Raw genomic sequence first — 19,029 nt, 5'->3', positions numbered from 1 at the left:
ATCGCCCATCACCTCGTTCGATGGCCTCATCACGAACTCCCATCGGAAAGGCGGCGCGTCCATGCTCGACCCGTCCCCCGCCGCTGAACTGATCGAGGCCTTCACCAACACCGTCGACCTGGAGAGCGGCGACGACGACGTCGCCACTCGCGCCGAGCTGGCGGCCTGGCTGACGGACAGGAACCTGGCGCACACCTCACTGGGGCTCACGCAGGAGGAGCACCAGGCCTTCCTCACACTGCGCGCCGGCATCCGTGAGGCCCTCGACACCGACGACCCGGTGGAGCCGCGGCGGCTCGCCCTCGCCGACACAGTGCTCGCCGATGTGCCGGTCCTCGTCACCTTCGGCACCCCGGGCGCGCCGCTGGTGCCCGCCCCCGGCGGTCCGCCCGCCCGGACCGCGCTGGCCCGGCTCGCAGTCGCCTGGGCCGAGGTCGTGCTGACCGGCCACGTCCACCGACTCAAGCGGTGCGCCGAGCACACCTGCGGCTGGGTGTTCTGGGACTCCTCGAAGAACCACAGCCGCCGCTGGTGCTCGATGCGCGTATGCGGCAACCGCACCAAGTCCCGGCGGTACGCGACGCGGCGGCGCGACCTGGCCGGCTGAGCGCACGGACGCTGTCACCGAAGGCGCCCCTGCGCGGTGCGCGCGCACTCTACGCCCCGTGCCCGGGCAGCGGAGAAGCGTCGCCGTGGAATTGCGCATGGGGTCATGGGTGAACTGAATACCCGCAGTCGACACCTCCCTTACGAGGGTCTGGCGATAACCTCATCCGACATCTCTATGGGCCGCCCGCCGTGAATTCTTGACCCCGCCCGGCGGCCAATCCTTAGCATGGCGGCATTCCATTCGACATCCCGAATGAATTCCAACCCACGCCATGACGAGGAGTCCGTAATGACGGACAGAATTGCCGTTGTCACCGGTGGGACCCGGGGAATAGGGCTGGCACTGAGCCGCCGCCTGATCCGCATGGGACATCACGTCGTCGCCTTCCACGGGTCCGACCGAGAGGCGGCCGAGAAGGCGGAGCGGGACAACGCCGGATCCCTGACGGCGATCCAGGCCGACCTCTCCGACCCGCGGCAGGTGGCCGACGCCGCGGCCACGGTGCTGCGCACGTACGGCGCCCCCGCGGTCCTCGTGAACAACGCAGGTCTCAACCGCGACCGCCCGTTCCTCGAACTCACCGACGAGGACTGGCGCAAGGTCCTGGACACCAACCTGTCCGGTCCCTTCTGGCTGATCCGAGCCCTCGCCCCCGCGATGATCGCCGCCGGCGGCGGCTCCGTCGTCAACGTCGGGGCGACCACCGGCATCCGGCCGCGTGTCGACGGCGCCAACTACTGCGCCAGCAAGGCCGGTCTGCTCCAGCTCACCAAGTGCCTCGCCCTGGAGCTGGCCCCCGCGATCCGGGTCAACTGCCTGATCCCCGGCATGATCGACACCGAGGAACTGCGCACCCGCTGGCGCCTCGACGACCCCGAGCGGATGGCGCAGACCCTGGACGAGATCCCCGTCCGCCGCATCGGCACCACCGAGGACATCGCCGACGCCCTGGAGTTCATGGTCGGCCCCGCCGCCACCTACCTCAACGGCCAGAAGGTCATCATCGACGGAGGGCAGTTCATGTGGTGACCGCAACCCAGACGGCAGCCGTGAACCCGCAGGACACCGCTGACGCCGTCCTGCGCCGGGCCCGCACCGCCTTCGACGCCGCCCCGCCGCTCGGCGACGCCGCCTACGCCCGCTACTGCCGCGAACTGGCCGCCCGGCTCAAGGAGCACTGGCCCGACATCCAGGACGCCAACCGGGCCGACATCGCCCGCGCCGAGATGCGCGGCCTGCCCCCGACGCTCGTCGACCGCCTCCGCCTCACCGACGTGCATCTCGAGCGCATGGTGGAACTGACCTGTGCCGTCGAGCGGGAACTGGGTACGGTCCTCGCCGACGCCCCGGGCATCCCCGCCGGCGACTGGGGTGTCCTGCGCAGCGTCCCCAAGCCGCTCGGCGTGGCCCTCATGATCTACGAGGCACGGCCCACCGTGACCGTGGACGGCGCACTGCTGCCGATCGCCGTCGGCAACGCGGTACTGCTGCGCGGCGGCAAGGAGAGCGCCAGGACCGACGCGGCCCTGGCCGCGGCGGTGGAGGAGGCTCTGACCTCCGCGGGCCTCCCGGCCGGCCTCGTCACCGTCCTGGAAGACCCCGACCGGTCGCTGATGAAGGCCGTCCTGGCACGCCCCGACCAGGTGGACGTCCTCATCCCGCGCGGCAGCCCCTCCCTGATCGAGTACTGCCGTACGGCGAGCTCCATCCCCCTCATCGCCAGCGGAGGCGGCGTCAACCACCTGTACGTGCACAGGTCGGCCGACCTGGCGCTGGCCGCGCGCGTCACCCTGAACAGCAAGGTGCCCGAGCCGGCCGGCTGCACCTCGGTCGAGATGGTCCTGGTCGATCAGGAGATCGCGCCCGACTACCTGGCCGCCGTGCTCGCCGAGTGCGAGCGCCAGAACGCCCCGCTGACGATCCGCCTGGACTCCTCCATCGCCGGTCCTGCAGCCCGCGACGGCATGCCCTGGCGCACCGAACCTCTCGAACCGCACGATCTGGGACGGGAGTTCCTCGACCCGGTGATCGGTCTCCGGCCGATCCCGGGGCTGGCCGCCGCCGCGGAGCACATCCGGGCCTACGGCTCCCGTCACACGGAAGGCGTTCTCGCTCAGGACCCCGCGACGGCCGCGCAGTTCGCCCGGCTGGTGGACGCCGCCATGATCGTCGTCAACGGATCGCTGCGCCTGCACGACGGCCCCAAGCTCGGCCTCGGCTCGGAGATCTCCATCGCCACGGGACGCCTGCACGTCCGCGGCCCGGTGACCCTCGGCGCCCTGGTGACCACCACCTGGGTGATCGAGGCCAACGGCGAGCTGCGCGGCTGACCCCCCGCGCGTCCGGCCGCCACGCGCCATGACCACAGCCCGCCCGGTGTGACAACCGCCCCCGCGTCGCGTCACCGCCCGCGCCGGCCCGGCCCGCACCGGTTCCCGCGCCGCCGGCCGCGGCCGTCCTCCTCCCTCCAGCCATCCATCCATCCGTCCATCCATGCGTACGTTCTAGCGAGAGGCACCCATGACCACCGTTCCGCACATCGACCGGACCGCGGTCGGCGACATCGTCAAGCGCGTCGTCATCGCCGAGTCCAGGCTGTCCATCGATCCCGGCAGCATCTCCGACAGCGAGCCGCTCGTCGGCGATCTGCTGCGCGTCAACTCGCTCGGTTTCGTCGGCATGCTGGTCCGCATCGAGGACGAGCTGGGCACCACCCTGCCCGACGACCTGTTCGTCGGCCGCAGCTTCCGGACCGTCGGCGACCTCATCGACGTCGTCATATCCGGCACGGAGAACGCCCGATGACCATCGCACTCCCCACCCGCTGGCGCAGCGCCCTCCCCCACCTCACCACCCCGATGCCCCCGGACGTGACCCCCGCGACGGCCGCAGCAGGCACCGGAGTCGGTGTCAACCTGCCCATGGAGCTGGTCCGGCAGAGCGTCCTGGAACGCGAGTACTGGGACATCCCGAAGGAGATCCTCGCCGCCTACCGCCAGTTCCGGCCCACCCCGCTGTGGCGGGCGACCGGCTTCGAGCGGGCCATCGGCTCCCGGGTGCCCGTCTACATGAAGTACGAGGGCGGCAACATCTCCGGCAGCCACAAGCTGAACACCGCCCTCGCCCAGGCCTACTACTACCAGCAGGCCGGCGTGAAGGAACTGGTCACCGGCACCGGCGCAGGTCAGTGGGGCACCGCGATGGCCGCCGCCTGCGCGCTGTTCGGCCTGCGCTGCCGGGTCTTCATGGTCGATTCCAGTCTGCGCCGCAAACCGTACCGCGGGGTGCTGATGCGCATGCTCGGCGCCGAGATCCACTCGAGCCCCAGCGGGCTGACCGGCGTCGCCGACCGGCGCGGCGAAGGCATCGGCAACAGCCTCGCGCTGGCGATCGGCGAGGCCGTCGAGTACGCCTCCACCCACGACGGCGTCGCCTTCTGCATCGGCAGCGGCGAGACCTACAGCATCCTGCACCAGTCGGTCATCGGCATAGAGGCGCAGGACCAGCTCGCCGACCTGGACGCGACGGTGGACATGGTCGTCGGCGCGGTCGGCGCCGGCTCCAACTTCGGCGGCATCGCCCTGCCCTTCCACGCCGGGGCCCGGGCCACGGGCACCCAGGGCCCCACCCTGGTCGCCGCCGAGTCCGCCACCGCGCCCAAACTCACCCGCGGCGTGTACGCGTACGACAAGACGGACGCCACCGGTACCGGCCCCCTGGAGGCGATGTACACCATCGGCAGCGACTACCCGATCCCGGACGCCCACTCGGCCGGCCTCCGCTTCCACGGCGCCGCCAAGATCATCTCGGCGATGCGGCACACCGGCGACATCGCCGCCACCGCCGTCACCCAGCAGGAGGCCCTCGACGCGGGCCGGCTGCTCACCCGCAACGAATGCGTGCTGCCCGCCCCCGAGTCGGGCCACGCGCTCGCCGCGGCCGCCAAGCTCGCCACCTCCGGCGCGGACGGCATGCGCGCCCAGAACGGCGTCCTCGTCTGCGTCAGCGGTCACGGCTACCTCGACCTCGCCGCGTACGAGCAGCTGCTCAACGACGAACTGGGCGACGAGGCACCCAGCGAGCAGGCCCTGATGAGCGCCGTCTCCGGACTCACCCCCGTCGGACAGGACGCCTCCTCTCCGCCCCGCGGCAGCCTGTTGTCCGCCGGCGGCCCGCTCGGAGGCCCGCGATGACCCTGACCGCCGAGACGGCCCCATCGCGAGGCACGACGGCGGGGACCGTCCGCGCCGAGCTGCTCGACTGCGTCCAGTCCAACCTCGCCGTGCTCGCCGACCGCTTCCACGGACCGGACACCCACCTGGCCCTCGGCGCCACCGTCCGCTTCGCGCCGCGGCCCGGACCCCACGAGCTGCCCACCGTCGAGCCGGAGGCCGAGCACCAGCTGGCCGCCATCGCCGACATCGGCCTGGTCGAGCGGCTGCGCCGCCACGACGTACCGCCCACGGAACTGGCCGCACTGGCCGCGGCGCACGGCCCCCTGTACGTCATGGCCGACACCTACGACATGCCGTGGCTGCCCTACCACCGGCAGCGGCACATGCAGCACAGCTACCTGGTGGCGGCCGAGGGCGACCGCGCCCTCGTCTCCGACGCCTACCACAGCCACACCCCCTGGGGCCTCGCCTCCCCGGGCGAGTGGGTCCTGGACTGGGCCGAACTGCCGCAGTCCTCCCTGGTGATGGTTCTCGAACGAGCCGCGGCCGGGGCACCGGATGTCGGCCCGGCCGGCGAGTACGGCGACGTCGACGCCTACGCCGCCGCCTACGCGGACCACCCGGACCGGTTCGCCGCCCTCGACCAACTGACCACCGAGACCTGGCTGCTGGCCCGCTCCCGGCGACTGCACGCCGAGTTCCTGGCCGCCACCGGCCGGACCCCCGCCCCCGGCACCGACGACCATCTGAAGCGGCTGGACCGGCTCGCCGAGCAGGCGTTCCTCGCCATGCGCCGGGTGCAACGGGGCCGCCCCGAGCCGGCCCGGCTGACGGCCGACCTCACCGACGCGCTGCATGCCGACCGCGCCCTGTTCGACGCGCCGCGGAACCCGCTGCGCGAGACGGTGACCGAGACCGTTGCCGACATCCTCGGCATCGACACCGCGGCGGTCCTCGCCGCGCCCTCCCTTACGGCCGTCCCCGGCTTCAACTCCTTCCAGGTCGTCGAGATCGTCGAGGCCCTGGAGGAGCGGCTCGGCATCGAGTTCGCCGCCGAGGACCTCCTGCCGGAGAACCTCCACCGCATCGACGACCTGTGCCGGCTCGTGCAGAGCGCCCAGGCCCGCTGACGTCGTCGCCCCGACCCTTCTGGCATCCGCCCCTTGCCGACGTCAGACCACCGACCCACCACAGGAGTAGCACCGTGGACGCACGCTTCACCGACCTGCTCGCCCCGTTCCTCAAGTACCTCGGCGACCAGGAACTCACCGAAGCCTCCGACCTGCGCAAGCTCGGCCTGGACTCGATGCAGTCCATCGAGCTGCTCTTCGCCATCGAGGACACCTTCGACGTCTCCCTGCCCGACGAGGACCTCAACGACGCCACCTTCGCCACCGCCGGCACGCTCTGGAAAGCCATCGCGGCGGCCGGCGGCGACCAGGGTCTGGTGGACGCCGCATGAGCACCGCACCCGCCATCGCTCCCGAAGACCCGGGCGGCGGCGCGGCCCCCCGACGCACTCCCCTGGAACGCGCCCGCCACGTCGCACGAACAGCCGCCGAGCACGCCCGCCGCCACGACCGCGACGCCGACTTCCCCGTCGAGGCGCTCGCCGCGCTGCGCGAGTCCGGTCTGCTCGGCCTGACCGTCCCCGCCGACCACGGCGGACTCGGCGGCACCCTGACCGACCTGCTCGACGTCTGCACCGAACTCGGCCGCGCCGACATGTCCGTGGCCATGATCCTCGGCATGCACTGCCAGCAGGTCGCCGCCGTCACCCGGCACGCGGCACCACGGCTGCGCGACGACCTGCTGTCCAGGATCGGCGCCGGCGAGCTCTATCTCGCCTCCGTCACCACCGAGGCCGGCAAGGGCGGCCACCTGCTGACCGCCGAATCCGAGGCACGCGGCGACGACCGCGGCCTGGTCATCGACCGGTTCGCACCGATCGTCACCGGCGGCGCCCACGCCGACGGCTTCCTGATCACCGTACGAGCCCCCGGCGCGGCCTCGCCGAGCGAGGTCTCCCTCGTGTACGCCGACCGCGGTCAGCTGACCGTCGAACCGAGCGGGGACTGGAACCCGATGGGCATGCGGGCCAGCCACAGTGTCGCGCTCCGGCTGAGCGGAACGGTCCCCGCCCACCAAGTGGTGGGCGAACACGGCTCGTTCTCCGTCATCGCGAGCGAGGTGTTCGGGCCCCTGGCCCACCTCGCGTGGTCGGCCGCCTGGCTGGGCACCGCCGCCGGCGCCCTCTCCCGAGTCGTCCGCATGCTGCGCAGCCCCGCCGGCCGGCGCCGCTTCGACCTCGGCTCCGAACTGCTGCTCGGCCGGCTCTCGGCGGCCCGCCAGAAGATCGACACCGTCAACGCCCTGCTCCGCCACACCGAGCAGGCGGTGCGCGCCGCCGCGGACCTGTCCCAGCCCCGCATCCAGCTGCTGCTCAACGCCCTGAAGATCACCGCATCGGAGCAGTGCCACGCGGCGGTCGACGACCTGGTCGCCGCCGTGGGGCTGCGCGACGGCTACCTCAAGGACTCCGCCACCGGACTCGAAGCGGCGCTGCGCGACCTGCGCTCGGCGCCCCTGAACTACAGCAACGACCGTCTGCACCAAGCCGACGGCCGCCTCGCACTGCTCGACCCGGAGGTGCGTCTTGTCTGACCAGGCCGTGCTCCGGCTCGCACCGGCAGGTGCGGCCGGATCGGCGCCGCCCGGGGCCGGGCCCGGCAAGGCCGCGGGCGCCACCGCCACCGGGCTCGACGCGCTGCCACCGGAGGCGGACGGCCGCCGGATCTGGGCCGCCCTCGGCGACGCCGGCCGGCTGGCCGCCGTCTACCGCGGCGGCGACCCGGCCTCCGGTGTCCTCCCCGACACCCTCGGCCGGCTCATGACCGACGTCGACGCCCGCTTCGGCATCGGCGCCACCCTCTCGGTGTGCGTCCAGATATCCACCGCACTACCGCTGCTCACCCTCGGCGGCGATCCGGCCGGTCGCGCCCTGCGGGACGCCCTCGCCGGCCACGCCGTCGTCGCCCTGGCCGCGTCCGACGAGGGATCCGGAGCGGACCTCGCCGGCCTCGGCACCACGGTGGCCGTCGACGACGACGGCGTCACCGTGACCGGCACCAAACGCTGGATCACGGGCGCCCTCTACGCCGACCACCTGCTCGTCCTCGCCCGCCACCGGGACGGCCGCCACTTCACCAGCTTCACCTGGGTCCTGGTGCCCGCCGGCGCACCCGGCGTGACCGTCGAACCGGCCGACACCCCGCTGTTCGACGGCTCCGGCACCGGACACATCCGCCTCGACGAGGTGCGCCTGCCCCGCGAGCACCTCGTCGGACGGGTCGGACGAGGCATGACGTCCTTCGCGACGCACATCGCCGTCGAACGGCTCACCGGCACGCTGTGGGGTGTGGCCCTGTGCACACGCACGCTGCGCCGGACCAAGGAGTATCTCCAGGGACGTGCGTACGGCGACGGCACGCTGTGGCAACTGGAGAGCATCCGGCAGCGGTTCGCCGCCGTCCTGCTCCGCACCCACGAGCTGGCCGCCCTCGTGGACCGCCTGGGCGAGCGCGTCGCGGGCCGCCACGACACCGCCGCGGCGGCCCTGCTCAAGGCGAGCGCGGCCCGTACGGTCGCCTCCGTCCTGGCCGAATGCGCCCAACTCCAGGGCGCCGAAGGCTTCGCCGCCGGCGGCGCCCAGTGGACCCGGGCCCAGGCGGCGCTGTGGGGCATCGGCGGCGGCACCACGGAGATCGTCCTGACCGCCGTGGCCGGCTCCGCCGACTCGCTCCTCGCGGAGCTGCCGTCATGAACGTCTTCGAGATCGTCCCTCAGGTGTGGGCGGTGTCGGGACGCGTCACCGCACCACCGGGCGGTCACCCGCACGACCTCGCGGCCGCCGCCGGCATGGCCGCCTGGCGGGCCGAGGAGTTCCTCGCCGGTCGCGCCCTGCTGCGCCGGCTGCTGGCCGAGGTCACGCCCGGGGCCGAGAGCCTGCGGGTCGTCCCCGGAGCGAACGGTAAGCCCGCCCTGCCCGACCGGCCCGACCTCGCCATCAGCATCGCCCACGACGAGGGCCACTTCGCCGCCTGCGTCGGCGTGGGCCGCGCCGTCGGCATCGACGTGCAGCAGCCGACCGAACACCTCGCCCCCGGCGTCGTCCGCCGCTGCGTCCGCGCCGGGCACGAGGCGGTCAACGCCCTTCCGCCTGGCGAGCGTTCGCGGGAGTTCGCCTGGATATGGACCGCTCAGGAGGCCTGTGTGAAGGCCGAGGGAAGCGGCCTCGCCGGCGGCCCGTGGACCGTCGACGTGGGCCCCGGCCAGACCACCGGCACCTGGAAAGGCTTCATGTGGCGCAGCCTGCGCGACACCTTCGAGACACCCCTGAGCTGCGCATGGGAGGCGGCATGACGAACGCCCTGATGAACGACGTGACACACGGCGCCGCGCGCGACGGCACGAACCGCACGGACACCGCCCCGGCCGCCGTCCCCGAAGCCCGCGGCGCGGCCGCAGGGCCCGCCGACCCGGCGCGGACGCCGGAACTGAGCTGCTACACCGCCGCTCTGGTGGCCTACCTGGAACCTGAACTCCCCGACGTGGGCGACCGGCTCGCCCGGGCCATCCGGCTCTCGGTCCGCACCGACCACCCCAGCGGCCGCCTCGCGTTCTCCCACCACTCCCGCATCGACGGCGAGGACGCCTCCGGCCTGCTTGCCTACGGAGGCACCGCCCACTGGCCCGAGGCACTGGCCGCCCTGCGCGCGGAGGCCCGCCGCAACGGCCGTGTCCTCGCCGTCGCCAATACACGTACCGTGCCCTGGTCCCCGGCGTACGAGGTGTCCACCGCGGCGCACTGGGTCCTGCTGGAACCCGCGCCCGGTCAAGCCGACGCCTGGCAGGTCACCGACCGGTTCGCGGCCCTCCTCCCCGAAGGCGAGCAGCGCCCGCACACCGGCGTCGTCGACGACACCGCCCTGCGCGCGCTCCTCGCCCCGCTGGGCACCCTCGCCCCGCAGTACACGCTGCGGGACGTCCACGCCCTCGGCACCGCCGTGGAACTGCCCGGCCCGGAACAGTACCGCTGGCTGGAACGGCACTCCTCGGCGCCCACCGCCCCGCCGGTGGGCCGGTGGCTCCACGCACAGGCGGAGTCGCTCGCCTTCCTCGCCGCGCGGCTCGGCGCGGACCCGGCCCTGCTCGCAGCCCACGCCGACGACCTGTGGGCCGCCTCCCGGCACCAGCGCCACCGCCTGGAGTTCCTGGCGCGCACCGGCGCGGTGTCCCGTGCGGCCGCGGAGGCCGCCGCGGCGAGCTGGGGGGAGCTTCCCCGCTCCCTCCGCTTCGCCGTCACCTCGGCCGAGCGGGGCCGCCCGCGCCCCGGAGTCGTCGCGAAGGCCTTCGACGACCTCATCCGGACCACGACACGCGTACAGAAGGAGGAACAGCGCTGATGTCCGCCCATGACGACGCGCCGCGACCGCGGCTCGGCGAATGGTTCGCGCGGTCCGCGCACCGCCACGGGGACGGTGTGACCGCCCTGGAGGTCGACGGCCACCACCTCACCTACGCCGCCCTCGACGCGCTTGCCGCATCCGTCGCCGAGGCGGTCCTCACCGGGCACGGCGGCCCGCCGGCCCGGGTGGGACTGCTCGCCTCGCGCTCCGTCCTCGCATACGCCGGCTATCTGGGGATCAGCCGGCTCGGCGCGACGGTGGTGCCGCTCAACCCGGCCTTCCCCATCGGCCGCAGCAGCGACGTGGCGCGGGAGGCCGGCCTCGATCTGGTGGTCGCCGAGGCCGGCCTGCCCGGTCTGGACGAGCTGCCCGTCCCGGTGATCCGGCTCACCGACCGGGACCTTCTCGACCGGTCCGCCGCGACCGCTCCGGAGCTGCCCGGGCGCGCCGTCTCCGGCAGCGACCTCGCGTACATCCTGTTCACCTCCGGCTCCACCGGCCGTCCCAAGGGCGTCCCGGTCACCCACGACAACGTCGCCGCCTACCTGAGCCACGTCATTCCCCGCTACGGACTCGGCCCCGGCGCCCGGGTGTCGCAGACCTTCGACCTCACCTTCGACCCGTCGGTGTACGACATGTTCGCCGCCTGGGGCTCGGGCGCCACCCTCGTCGTGCCCACCCGCAACGACGTGCTCTCTCCGGTGCGCTACGTCAACGAGCGGCAGATCACCCACTGGAACTCCGTCCCCTCGGTCGCGGCCATCGCGATGCGGCTGCGTGCCCTGAAACCCGGCGCCATGCCCGGTCTCCGATGGAGCCTGTTCTGCGGCGAAGCCCTCAAGACGGCACACGCCGAGGCCTGGGCGGCCGCCGCCCCGAACAGCACGCTGGAGAACATCTACGGCCCCACCGAGATGACCGTCACCTGGACCGAGTACCGGCTGCCGGCGGACCCGGCCGACTGGCCGGACACCGGCAACGCCACCGTGCCGATCGGCACCGCGTACCCCGGCCAGGAGTATCTGGTCCTCGACGAGGACGGACACCCGGCCGACGAGGGCGAGTTGTGTGCACGCGGCAGCCAGCGGTTCCCCGGCTACCTCGCACCGCAGGACAACACCGGCCGCTTCTGCTCGTTCGACGGTCGGCGGGCCACCGTGTACGACGGCTGCGGGCCGGTCACCGCGGACCACTGGTACCGCACCGGCGACCGGGTCAGGCAGGTCGACGGGACGCTGGTGCACCTGGGCCGGCTCGACCACCAGCTGAAGATCCACGGCTACCGGGTCGAACTCGGCGAGATCGAGCACCTGTTGATGCGGCAGCCCGGCGTCACCGACGCCGTCGTCCTGGCCGTACCCGGCCGCAAGGGCGAGCCGGTGCTGCACGCCCTGTGCACCGGCGGCCCGGCGGACCCGGCCGCACTGCTCGGCGCCCTGCGCGCGAAGCTGCCCGCCTACATGGTGCCGGCCACCGTGGAGTTCACCCCCGCGCTGCCGCTGAACGCCAACGGAAAGGTCGACCGGGTCGCCCTGGTCGCCTCCCTGTCCCGACCGGAAGCGGCCTGAGAGGCACACACCATGACCATCGAGACCACCCTTCCCACCGCATCCCTGCTGGACCAGGGAACCTTCCGGCGCGTCATGGGACGCTTCCCGACCTTCGTGACGGTGATCACCACGGCCACGGACACCGGGCCCGCCGGGTGCACGGCCAACGCCGTCCTGTCGCTGTCGCTCTCCCCGGCGAGCGTCCTCGTGTCGCTGCGCAGCGCGAGCCGGACGCTCCGCGAGATCCGCGACCGCGGCGCCTTCGCGGTCAACACCCTGTCCTGGGAGCAGCGGGCCCTCGCCCAGCGCTTCGCCACCGGCGACCCGGCCCGGCGCTTCGACGGGGTCGCCCACTCCTGGTCGGACGGCGTCCCGGTGCTCGACGGCTGCGCGGCCACCGTCGTCTGCCGGCTCCGCGACACCGTCGAGGCGTTCGACCACACCCTGCTGATCGGAACCGCCGAGTACGCCGACTGCACCCCGGACACGCCGATGGTCCTGCTGGACGGCCAGGCACACCGGCTCCCGCCCGCGGAGTTCCCGTCCCTGTGACAGCGACCATGCGCCGCGCCGACCGCCCCACCTCAGCCGGTTCGCCGGCCGCGGGATCCACCGCGCGCCGACCGGCACGCCGGCCGGCCGCCTCACCCGGAACCGGCCTCGCTCCAGCGGCTTGTCGTCCATAGGAGCATCCACCACAGACCCAGGAGACCCACCCCGTGACCATGTCACCGTCCACCCGGACCGCCGCAGGTCCCCTCGCCGGCCGACCCGCACTGCTGCACTCCTTCCTGCTGTCCGCGGCGGACACGGCCCCCGACAGCCCGGCCGTCACCGAGTTCGTCGCCAATGACACCGTGCGGACCACGACGTACGGCGAACTCCGCGACCTCGCCCGGACGTACGCCGCCGACCTCGACGCCCTCGGCCTCGACATCGGGGACCGCGTCATCCTCGAATCCCACACCTCGGCCCACGCCATCGCTCTGTTCCTCGCCTGCTCGATGGCGGGCCTGCCGTTCGTACCGGTCAGCCCGGAGACCCCCGACGAGCGGCTGCAGACCGTCATGGAGGCCACCGGGGCCGCCCTGCACCTCCAGACCGAGAACGGAACGCGGGAGCACCTTCCGCAGCAGGCGGGGACGGCCCGGTTCGGTTCCGGCCGTCTGCGCGTGGCGCGGCGGCCGCGGGCGCGGACCCGCCGCCGGACCGAACTCTGCCCGACCGACACCGCGTACATGATCTTCACCTCCGGCAGCACCGGACGCCCCAAAGGCGTGGTGATGAGCCACCGGGCGGTCGTCTCGTTCTACCGGGGCATGCTGTCGCAGGGCATCGTGGGCCCCCAGGACCGGGTCGCGACCACCTCGCCCCTCCAGTTCGACTTCTCGCTCCTCGACATCGGCCTCGCCCTGGGCAGCGGCGCCGCCGTGGTACCCGTGCCGCGCAACCTGCTGCGCTGGCCCAGCCGCTTCCTTCGGGTCCTCGCCGACACCGGCGCCACCCAGGTCAACGGCGTGCCGTCGATCTGGCGGCAGACCCTGCGGCACCTGCCCGAACGGCTGGCCGGCCTCACCGGGATCCGCGGCGTGCTGTTCTGCGGGGAGGACTTCCCGCTGCCTGAACTGCGCGAGCTCCAAAGGCTGCTGCCGCAGGCCCGGCTGATCAACTGCTACGGCGCGACCGAGTCGATGGCCGCCTCCTTCACCGACGTGCCGCGGCCGCTGCCCGCGGACCTGGAGAAGCTGTCCATCGGCTACGCCCACCGGGGCGCCGAAATGCTGCTGGTCGACGAGTCCGGCCGGCTGGTCGACGAGCCCGGCACACTGGGCGAGATCCACCTGCGGACCCCTGCCCTGTTCACCGCCTACTGGGACGACCCCACCGCGTCGGCCGCCGCACGGGTGCCCGACCCGGCCGAGCCTCGCTCGGGCCAACTGGTCCTGCGTACCGGCGACTTGGCGTACCGGGGACCGCACGGCGAGCTGTACTTCTGCGGACGCGTGGACTCCCAGGTGCAGATCCGCGGCAACCGCGTCGAACTCGGCGAGATCGAACGACGGCTCCGGGAGCACCCCCAGGTCGCCGAGGCCGTGGTGGTCCTGGTCGAGCGCGCGGCGGACGAACCCCGGCTCGCGGCCTGCGTCGTGGCGCAGGACAGGGCCGACTCGCCGGACGACGGCCGCCTGATCGCGTTCTGCTCGCGGACGCTCCAGCCCTACATGGTCCCCGACGAGGTCCATGTCCTCGACGCGATGCCGGTCTCTCCGAACGGCAAGGCGGACCGCCGGGTCCTGGCGGCGCAGCTCGCCGGGACCCGCTGAGCCGTCGGGGAGGGGCAGGATGAACCCGTCGGAGCCATGGCCGAAAAGGGTGTCCGTCGAGCACGTGTACCTCAGCTACGCCTATCTGAACGCCCGCGACTACGACGCGTTCGCCTCGCTCCTCGACGAGGACGTCACCCTCCGAGAGTCCGACGGGACGGCGGCTTTCGGACGCGCGGCGGTGACGGCAGCGGAAGAGTGCCGGCGCTTCACCTATGTGATCGAGGACCTCTGGGGTTCGGCTGAAAAGATGGTGGTTACGGGCATTCGCCGGCGTCCCGAAGACCCCTGTACGGCGGTGGATTTCGCGGCCATCTTCAACCTTTCGAAATGTGGCCTGATTTCCTCCTGCCGCACGTACGTCGCACCGGTATCCGCTGATGAGGAGGCCCGGGGAGGTGCGAGGAAAGAGACCTGACCCGTGGAGGCGCAGGCACCCAACTGACCAGTGCACACATGCTAATTTGGCGTTTGGTCCTGGTGCTCGGGAGAAGACGGAGCCACACCGATATGCCGACGACGGCCGACAAACCCATTTACCGCGTCCTCGGACCGCTGGAGGTAACGGGAGCGTCGGGCGAGGAGTGTCGCATTCCCCGCGGGCGGCAACAAGTGGTGCTCGGAGCCCTTCTCCTCGAGGCCAACCGGGTGGTCAGTACGGAAAGTCTCATCGACGCGATCTGGGGCGAAGAGCCCCCGGTAACCGCCCGTACGCAGGTACAGACCTGCATATCCGCCCTGCGGACCAGTCTCGCCGTGATCGGGGAAGGCGCGCGGCTGGTCACCAGGGAACCCGGATACGTCCTGGAGGTCTCGGGCGACCGGCTCGACGCGGCGCTCTTCTCCCGGTACCGGAAGGAGGCCCACGACGCCGCACAGGCCGGTCGCCTGCAGGAGGCGGCCGCGCTCACCCGGCGCGCGGCCGACCTGTGGCGCGGCCCCGCGCTCAGCGGGAGCCGCAGCGACAAGCTCCAGTCCATGGCCGCCCAGCTCGACGAGTACCGGCTGATCAACCTGGAGACGTACGCCGACATGGAGCTGCGCCTCGGCCGTCATGTACAGATCGTCCCCGAACTCTCGGCCCTGGTGGCCGCCTACCCGCTGCGGGAGACGCTGCGCGGCCGACTGATGCTGGCCCTGTACCGGTCGGGTCGGCAGGCCGAGGCCCTGGAGGTCTTCCGGGAGGGGCGAACGATCCTCGTCGAGCAGTTGGGCATCGAGCCGGGAGACCAGCTGCGGGAGCTGGAGTCGGCGATCCTGGCGGGCGACCCGGACCTGCGCCTGCCCGGCACCGAGCAGGACGTCACCTCCGTGGCCGAGGCACCCGTCCGCGCCCCGGCCGCGGCCTCCGAGGCCGCCCTGCCGCCGACCCGGCCCGGTCGCGGCACGCCCTTCCAACTTCCTCTCGACAACGCGGACTTCACCGGCCGTACCCAGATCGTCGAGGCGGCCCAGGAGCTGCTGCTGGCCGGCGGGGACGGGCGGCCCACGCCCGTGGCGGTGCTGTCCGGGCCCTCCGGCGTGGGCAAGAGCACGATCGCCGTTCACCTGGGGCACCGGCTGGTCCGGGACTTCCCCGACGGGCAGCTCTACTGCGACCTGGCCGGCACCGAGCCCTCGTCGGCGACCGCGCTCGACGCGCTGGGCCGGTTCCTGCGCGCCCTGGGCATCCCGGGCGCGCAGATACCCGGACCGATCGACGAGCGGGCCGAGATGTACCGCAGCCTGCTCGCGGGAAAGCGCATGCTGATCGTGCTCGACAACGCCTCCGCGACGCAGCAGGTCCGCCTCCTGCTGCCCGGCCACGGCACGTCCTCCGTCATCGTCACCGGGCAGTCCGGGATCACCGGACTGCCCGGTGCCCGGTTCCTGTACGTGGACGTGTGCAGCCGGCAGGAGGCGATCGACATGCTGGCCGCGGTCATCGGCCCGGCCCGCGTGGCCGCGGAGCCGGAGGTGGCCGCGGACCTGGTCCGGATGGTCGGGCGGCTTCCGCTGGCCCTGCGCATCGTCGCCGCCCGGCTGGCCGCACGCCCCAACTGGTCGCTGATGTGGATGCGCGACCGGCTCTCCGACGAGAGACACCGGCTGGACGAACTGTCCCACGGTGAGCTGGCCATCCGCTCCAGCATCGCCCTCACCTACGACGGGCTGACCGGCACCGGCCGCCGGCTGTTACGGCTGCTCAGCCTCGAGGACTGCGGCTCGCTCCCCACCTGGGTGGCGGCGGCGCTGCTGGACACGGACCTGTTTCACGCAGGAGACCTGCTGGAATCGCTGGTGGACGCGCAGATGCTGGAGGTCGACAGCACCGCCCTCCCCAGCGAACCTCACTACCGACTGCACTCCCTGGTCCGCCTCTTCGCCCGCGAGGAACGGGAGCGGCACGCGGCCGACGACGGGGCCGAGGACGCCCTGACCCGGCTCGTCGGCGGCTGGCTGGCCCTCGCGGACGAAGCCCACCGGCGACTGTACGGAGGGGACTTCACCATCCTGCACGGCGACGCACCACGCTGGCACCTGCCCGAGGCACAGGTGGACCAGCTGCTGCGGGATCCGCTGGCCTGGCTGGAGACCGAACGGGCCAACCTCTGCCACGTCGTGGACCTGGCGGCGGAGACCGGACGGGCGGAGGCGTGCTGGGACCTGGCCGTCACCCTGGTGACGATGTTCGAGTCCCGCTGCTACTTCGACGACTGGCAGCGCACACACGAAAGGGCCCTCGCGGCGGCCTCCGAGGCGGGGCTGCTCCGGGGCCGGGCGGCCGTCATGCTCTCGATGAGCTCGCTGTACCTCACCCGTTCCCAGCTGACCCCCGCGCGCGGCGCCCTGGAGCCGGCCCAGGAGGCGTTCGAGGCACTGGGCGACACCCTGGGCCTCGCGCTGGTCCGCCGCAACCTGGCCATGCTGTCCCAGCGCCAGGGCGACGAACCGTCCGCCCTTGTGCTGCACCGGCAGGCGGTGGCGGACTTCCAGGCGGTCGGCGACCACGTGGGACAGACCAACACCCTCGCCCACCTGGCCCGGCTCGCCCTCGACCAGGGCCGCCTCGACGACGCCGAGGAACTGCTCGACCAGGCGATGGACATCTGCCGCCGCACCCGCAACACGCGCATGGAGGGGCAGGTGAGGTTCGTGATGAGCGACCTCATGCAGCGCCGCGAACGCTATCCGGAGGCCGAACAGTTGCTGCGCGGCGTCCTCGACCAGGTGCGCTCACGCGGTGACATCGCCGGCGAGTCGCGGATCCTGCACCGGCTGGGATCGGTCAACGCCCGGCTCGGGCGCTCCGCCGAAGCGCAGCGGCTGCTGCGCGAGGTGGTCGCGATCCGCGCACGGACGATGGACCGGGTGGGCGCGGCCGAGGTCCGCCTCGAGCTGGCGCAGCTGGAGGCGGACCACTCGGGCCTGTCGGCCGACATCGGATTCGAGCCGCAGGGCCGGACCCCGCTACGTCACTGACCCCCGCCGGCGGGCCACGGCGTGTCTCCGTCCGAGGCCACCGCGACGGCGCGGGAGGAGAGGCGCGGCCACGGGGTGTCCCCGTCCGAGGCCACCGCGGCGGGGCGGAGGGAAAGGCGCGGCCACGGGGTGTCGTCGGTCGCGGACGCCCGTACCTCGGTGCCGATGGTGGCGGCACCACCGACGACGGATCCCTCCACGGCGGCGACCGCGGCCGTGGCCGTGAGCAGGAGAGGGGCGATGAGGGTCGTGAGGCGGGCGGTACGCATGGTGAGTCTCCCCGTGTGTGATGCGGAACGGGCCGGGTTGCCGGCTGTTCAGGAAGGTATGGACCTCCGCCACTCAACGGCTATCGATCCCGCACCACCGCGGTCCTCCCGGTGATCTCCCGGCCGATACCGGACCAGTAGGGGACCGATAGGCCACCGCCACAGCATGGAGCTCCGCACAGCAGTCCAGTTCTGCAGAGGAGATTCGGACTGTGGACACTCCTCAACTCCACGCCTTCGTGGCCGTGGTCGATATAGGAAGCTTCACCAGAGCGGCCGCCCGGCTGAACCTGTCGCAGCCCACGGTCACCAGCCGTGTCAAGTCGCTGGAGCAGGGGCTCGGGACCACGCTCCTCGAGCGCCTGCCGAGCGGAGTGAGACCCACCGCCGCCGGCAGTCAGCTCCTCCCCTACGCTCGCGAGATCATCTCGCTCACCGGCCGGGCCCGGCAGGCCATCGTCGCCGACGGCCGGCCGCACGGCCGGGTCGACGTCGGCACGGTGGAGAGCCTGACCAGCTACCGGCTGCTGCCGATGGTCGAGTATCTCTACCGCCGCTACCCCGACGTCCAGGTCGCCCTGCACGCGGGCGCCGGCCCGGACGCCGTGGCGGCCGTCCGAGAGGGCCGCCTGGACTGCGCCTTCGTCGTCGGCTCCCCCGAGGAGCACGAGGGACTGGAGACCCAGGTCCTGTGCCCCGAGCCCATGGTGCTGGTGAGCAGCCCGGGGTGGCACGCGGCACGCGGCCCGGTCACCATGGACGTGCTGCGCGCCACGCCGATCATCCGCGCCGACACCCGGGCCGGCTACCAACTCCAGTTCGAGGAAACCCTCGGGCTGCGCGACGGCGCGGACCGCCCCCGCGTGTTCGACCTCGACTCGATCGACGCGGCCAAGCGCAGCGTCGCCCTGGGCATCGGCATGGCGTTCATCCCCCTCGTCTCCGTGAAACGGGAGCTCGCCGAAGGGACCCTGGCCGCCGTCGACTGGGCGCCGCCGTTCGAGACGTGGACCCAGGTGGTCCGACGACGGACCAGGACTCCCAACAGCGCACTGGACGCTCTGGTGGCCACCGCCGTGGAGGTGGCCGCCGAGCACCTCGACGACGAACCCGTGCTCACCGCGAGCTGACCTGCGCGCCTGCCTGCCGACCGACGACCCGGCCGTCCTGA

Annotated in this window: 18 protein-coding genes; 17 read left to right on the top strand and 1 reads right to left on the bottom strand. The window is 72.7% G+C overall.

The window, feature by feature from the left end; all coding sequences use genetic code 11:
• The first annotated feature begins 61 nt into the window (after nt 1-61).
• The 16 genes from OG766_RS34215 (at nt 62) to OG766_RS34140 (ending at nt 17,589) form a co-directional block, all read left to right on the top strand.
• The gene (locus OG766_RS34215; protein WP_266384664.1) at nt 62-607 is read left to right on the top strand and encodes a CGNR zinc finger domain-containing protein; all 546 of its coding nucleotides are present in this window, start codon (nt 62-64) and stop codon (nt 605-607) included.
• A 291-nt stretch (nt 608-898) separates the two neighbouring features.
• The gene (locus tag OG766_RS34210) at nt 899-1,639 is read left to right on the top strand and encodes an SDR family NAD(P)-dependent oxidoreductase (RefSeq protein ID WP_266384667.1); all 741 of its coding nucleotides are present in this window, start codon (nt 899-901) and stop codon (nt 1,637-1,639) included.
• Nucleotides 1,633-2,940 (top strand): glutamate-5-semialdehyde dehydrogenase, encoded by a 1,308-nt coding sequence (locus OG766_RS34205; protein ID WP_328727121.1) that lies wholly within the window; start codon nt 1,633-1,635, stop codon nt 2,938-2,940. Before OG766_RS34210 ends, OG766_RS34205 begins: the two co-directional genes overlap by 7 nt.
• A 190-nt stretch (nt 2,941-3,130) precedes the next feature.
• Nucleotides 3,131-3,415 carry an acyl carrier protein gene (locus OG766_RS34200; protein ID WP_266384673.1) on the top strand — a complete coding sequence of 95 codons (285 nt, stop codon included), beginning with the start codon at nt 3,131-3,133 and terminating at the stop codon, nt 3,413-3,415.
• The gene (locus OG766_RS34195) at nt 3,412-4,803 is read left to right on the top strand and encodes a TrpB-like pyridoxal phosphate-dependent enzyme (RefSeq protein ID WP_328727120.1); all 1,392 of its coding nucleotides are present in this window, start codon (nt 3,412-3,414) and stop codon (nt 4,801-4,803) included. Before OG766_RS34200 ends, OG766_RS34195 begins: the two co-directional genes overlap by 4 nt.
• Entirely contained in the window at nt 4,800-5,915 is a 1,116-nt protein-coding gene (locus OG766_RS34190; RefSeq protein ID WP_266384679.1) for an acyl carrier protein, read from the top strand. The genes OG766_RS34195 and OG766_RS34190 overlap by 4 nt, the downstream gene beginning before the upstream one ends.
• 74 nt (nt 5,916-5,989) lie before the next feature.
• The gene (locus OG766_RS34185; protein ID WP_266384682.1) at nt 5,990-6,247 is read left to right on the top strand and encodes a phosphopantetheine-binding protein; all 258 of its coding nucleotides are present in this window, start codon (nt 5,990-5,992) and stop codon (nt 6,245-6,247) included.
• Complete coding sequence (locus OG766_RS34180; RefSeq protein ID WP_266384684.1) at nt 6,244-7,449, top strand: acyl-CoA dehydrogenase family protein; 1,206 nt, start codon at nt 6,244-6,246, stop codon at nt 7,447-7,449. Before OG766_RS34185 ends, OG766_RS34180 begins: the two co-directional genes overlap by 4 nt.
• Nucleotides 7,442-8,608: an acyl-CoA dehydrogenase family protein gene (locus OG766_RS34175; protein WP_266384686.1), complete on the top strand. Its 1,167-nt coding sequence runs from the start codon at nt 7,442-7,444 to the stop codon at nt 8,606-8,608. The genes OG766_RS34180 and OG766_RS34175 overlap by 8 nt, the downstream gene beginning before the upstream one ends.
• Complete coding sequence (locus tag OG766_RS34170; RefSeq protein WP_266384689.1) at nt 8,605-9,207, top strand: 4'-phosphopantetheinyl transferase family protein; 603 nt, start codon at nt 8,605-8,607, stop codon at nt 9,205-9,207. The genes OG766_RS34175 and OG766_RS34170 overlap by 4 nt, the downstream gene beginning before the upstream one ends.
• Nucleotides 9,204-10,250 carry a hypothetical protein gene (locus OG766_RS34165; protein WP_266384692.1) on the top strand — a complete coding sequence of 349 codons (1,047 nt, stop codon included), beginning with the start codon at nt 9,204-9,206 and terminating at the stop codon, nt 10,248-10,250. Before OG766_RS34170 ends, OG766_RS34165 begins: the two co-directional genes overlap by 4 nt.
• Nucleotides 10,250-11,821, top strand: coding sequence for an amino acid adenylation domain-containing protein (locus OG766_RS34160; RefSeq protein WP_266384694.1), 1,572 nt, complete (start codon nt 10,250-10,252; stop codon nt 11,819-11,821). Before OG766_RS34165 ends, OG766_RS34160 begins: the two co-directional genes overlap by 1 nt.
• A 12-nt stretch (nt 11,822-11,833) precedes the next feature.
• On the top strand, nt 11,834-12,355 hold the full coding sequence (locus OG766_RS34155) for a flavin reductase family protein (RefSeq protein ID WP_266384697.1): 522 nt from the start codon (nt 11,834-11,836) through the stop codon (nt 12,353-12,355).
• A 173-nt stretch (nt 12,356-12,528) separates the two neighbouring features.
• Nucleotides 12,529-14,127 carry an AMP-binding protein gene (locus OG766_RS34150; RefSeq protein WP_328727572.1) on the top strand — a complete coding sequence of 533 codons (1,599 nt, stop codon included), beginning with the start codon at nt 12,529-12,531 and terminating at the stop codon, nt 14,125-14,127.
• 19 nt (nt 14,128-14,146) lie between these two features.
• A complete protein-coding gene (locus tag OG766_RS34145) occupies nt 14,147-14,545 on the top strand; it encodes a nuclear transport factor 2 family protein (RefSeq protein ID WP_328727119.1) in 399 nt (132 codons plus the stop codon).
• A 38-nt stretch (nt 14,546-14,583) separates the two neighbouring features.
• Entirely contained in the window at nt 14,584-17,589 is a 3,006-nt protein-coding gene (locus tag OG766_RS34140; protein WP_328727118.1) for an AfsR/SARP family transcriptional regulator, read from the top strand.
• On the opposite strand, the gene OG766_RS34135 is transcribed toward OG766_RS34140, so the two are convergent.
• Entirely contained in the window at nt 17,583-17,858 is a 276-nt protein-coding gene (locus tag OG766_RS34135; RefSeq protein ID WP_328727117.1) for a hypothetical protein, read from the bottom strand. The genes OG766_RS34140 and OG766_RS34135 overlap by 7 nt on opposite strands.
• Nucleotides 17,859-18,070: 212 nt before the next feature.
• Here OG766_RS34135 and OG766_RS34130 point away from each other — a divergent pair, with 212 nt between their 5' ends.
• Complete coding sequence (locus OG766_RS34130; RefSeq protein ID WP_328727116.1) at nt 18,071-18,988, top strand: LysR family transcriptional regulator; 918 nt, start codon at nt 18,071-18,073, stop codon at nt 18,986-18,988.
• Nucleotides 18,989-19,029 lie beyond the last annotated feature (41 nt).

The sequence above is a fragment of the Streptomyces sp. NBC_00259 genome, assembly GCF_036181745.1.
Lineage (GTDB): Bacteria > Actinomycetota > Actinomycetes > Streptomycetales > Streptomycetaceae > Streptomyces > Streptomyces pratisoli.
This window is presented reverse-complemented; position numbering and strand designations above follow the sequence as displayed.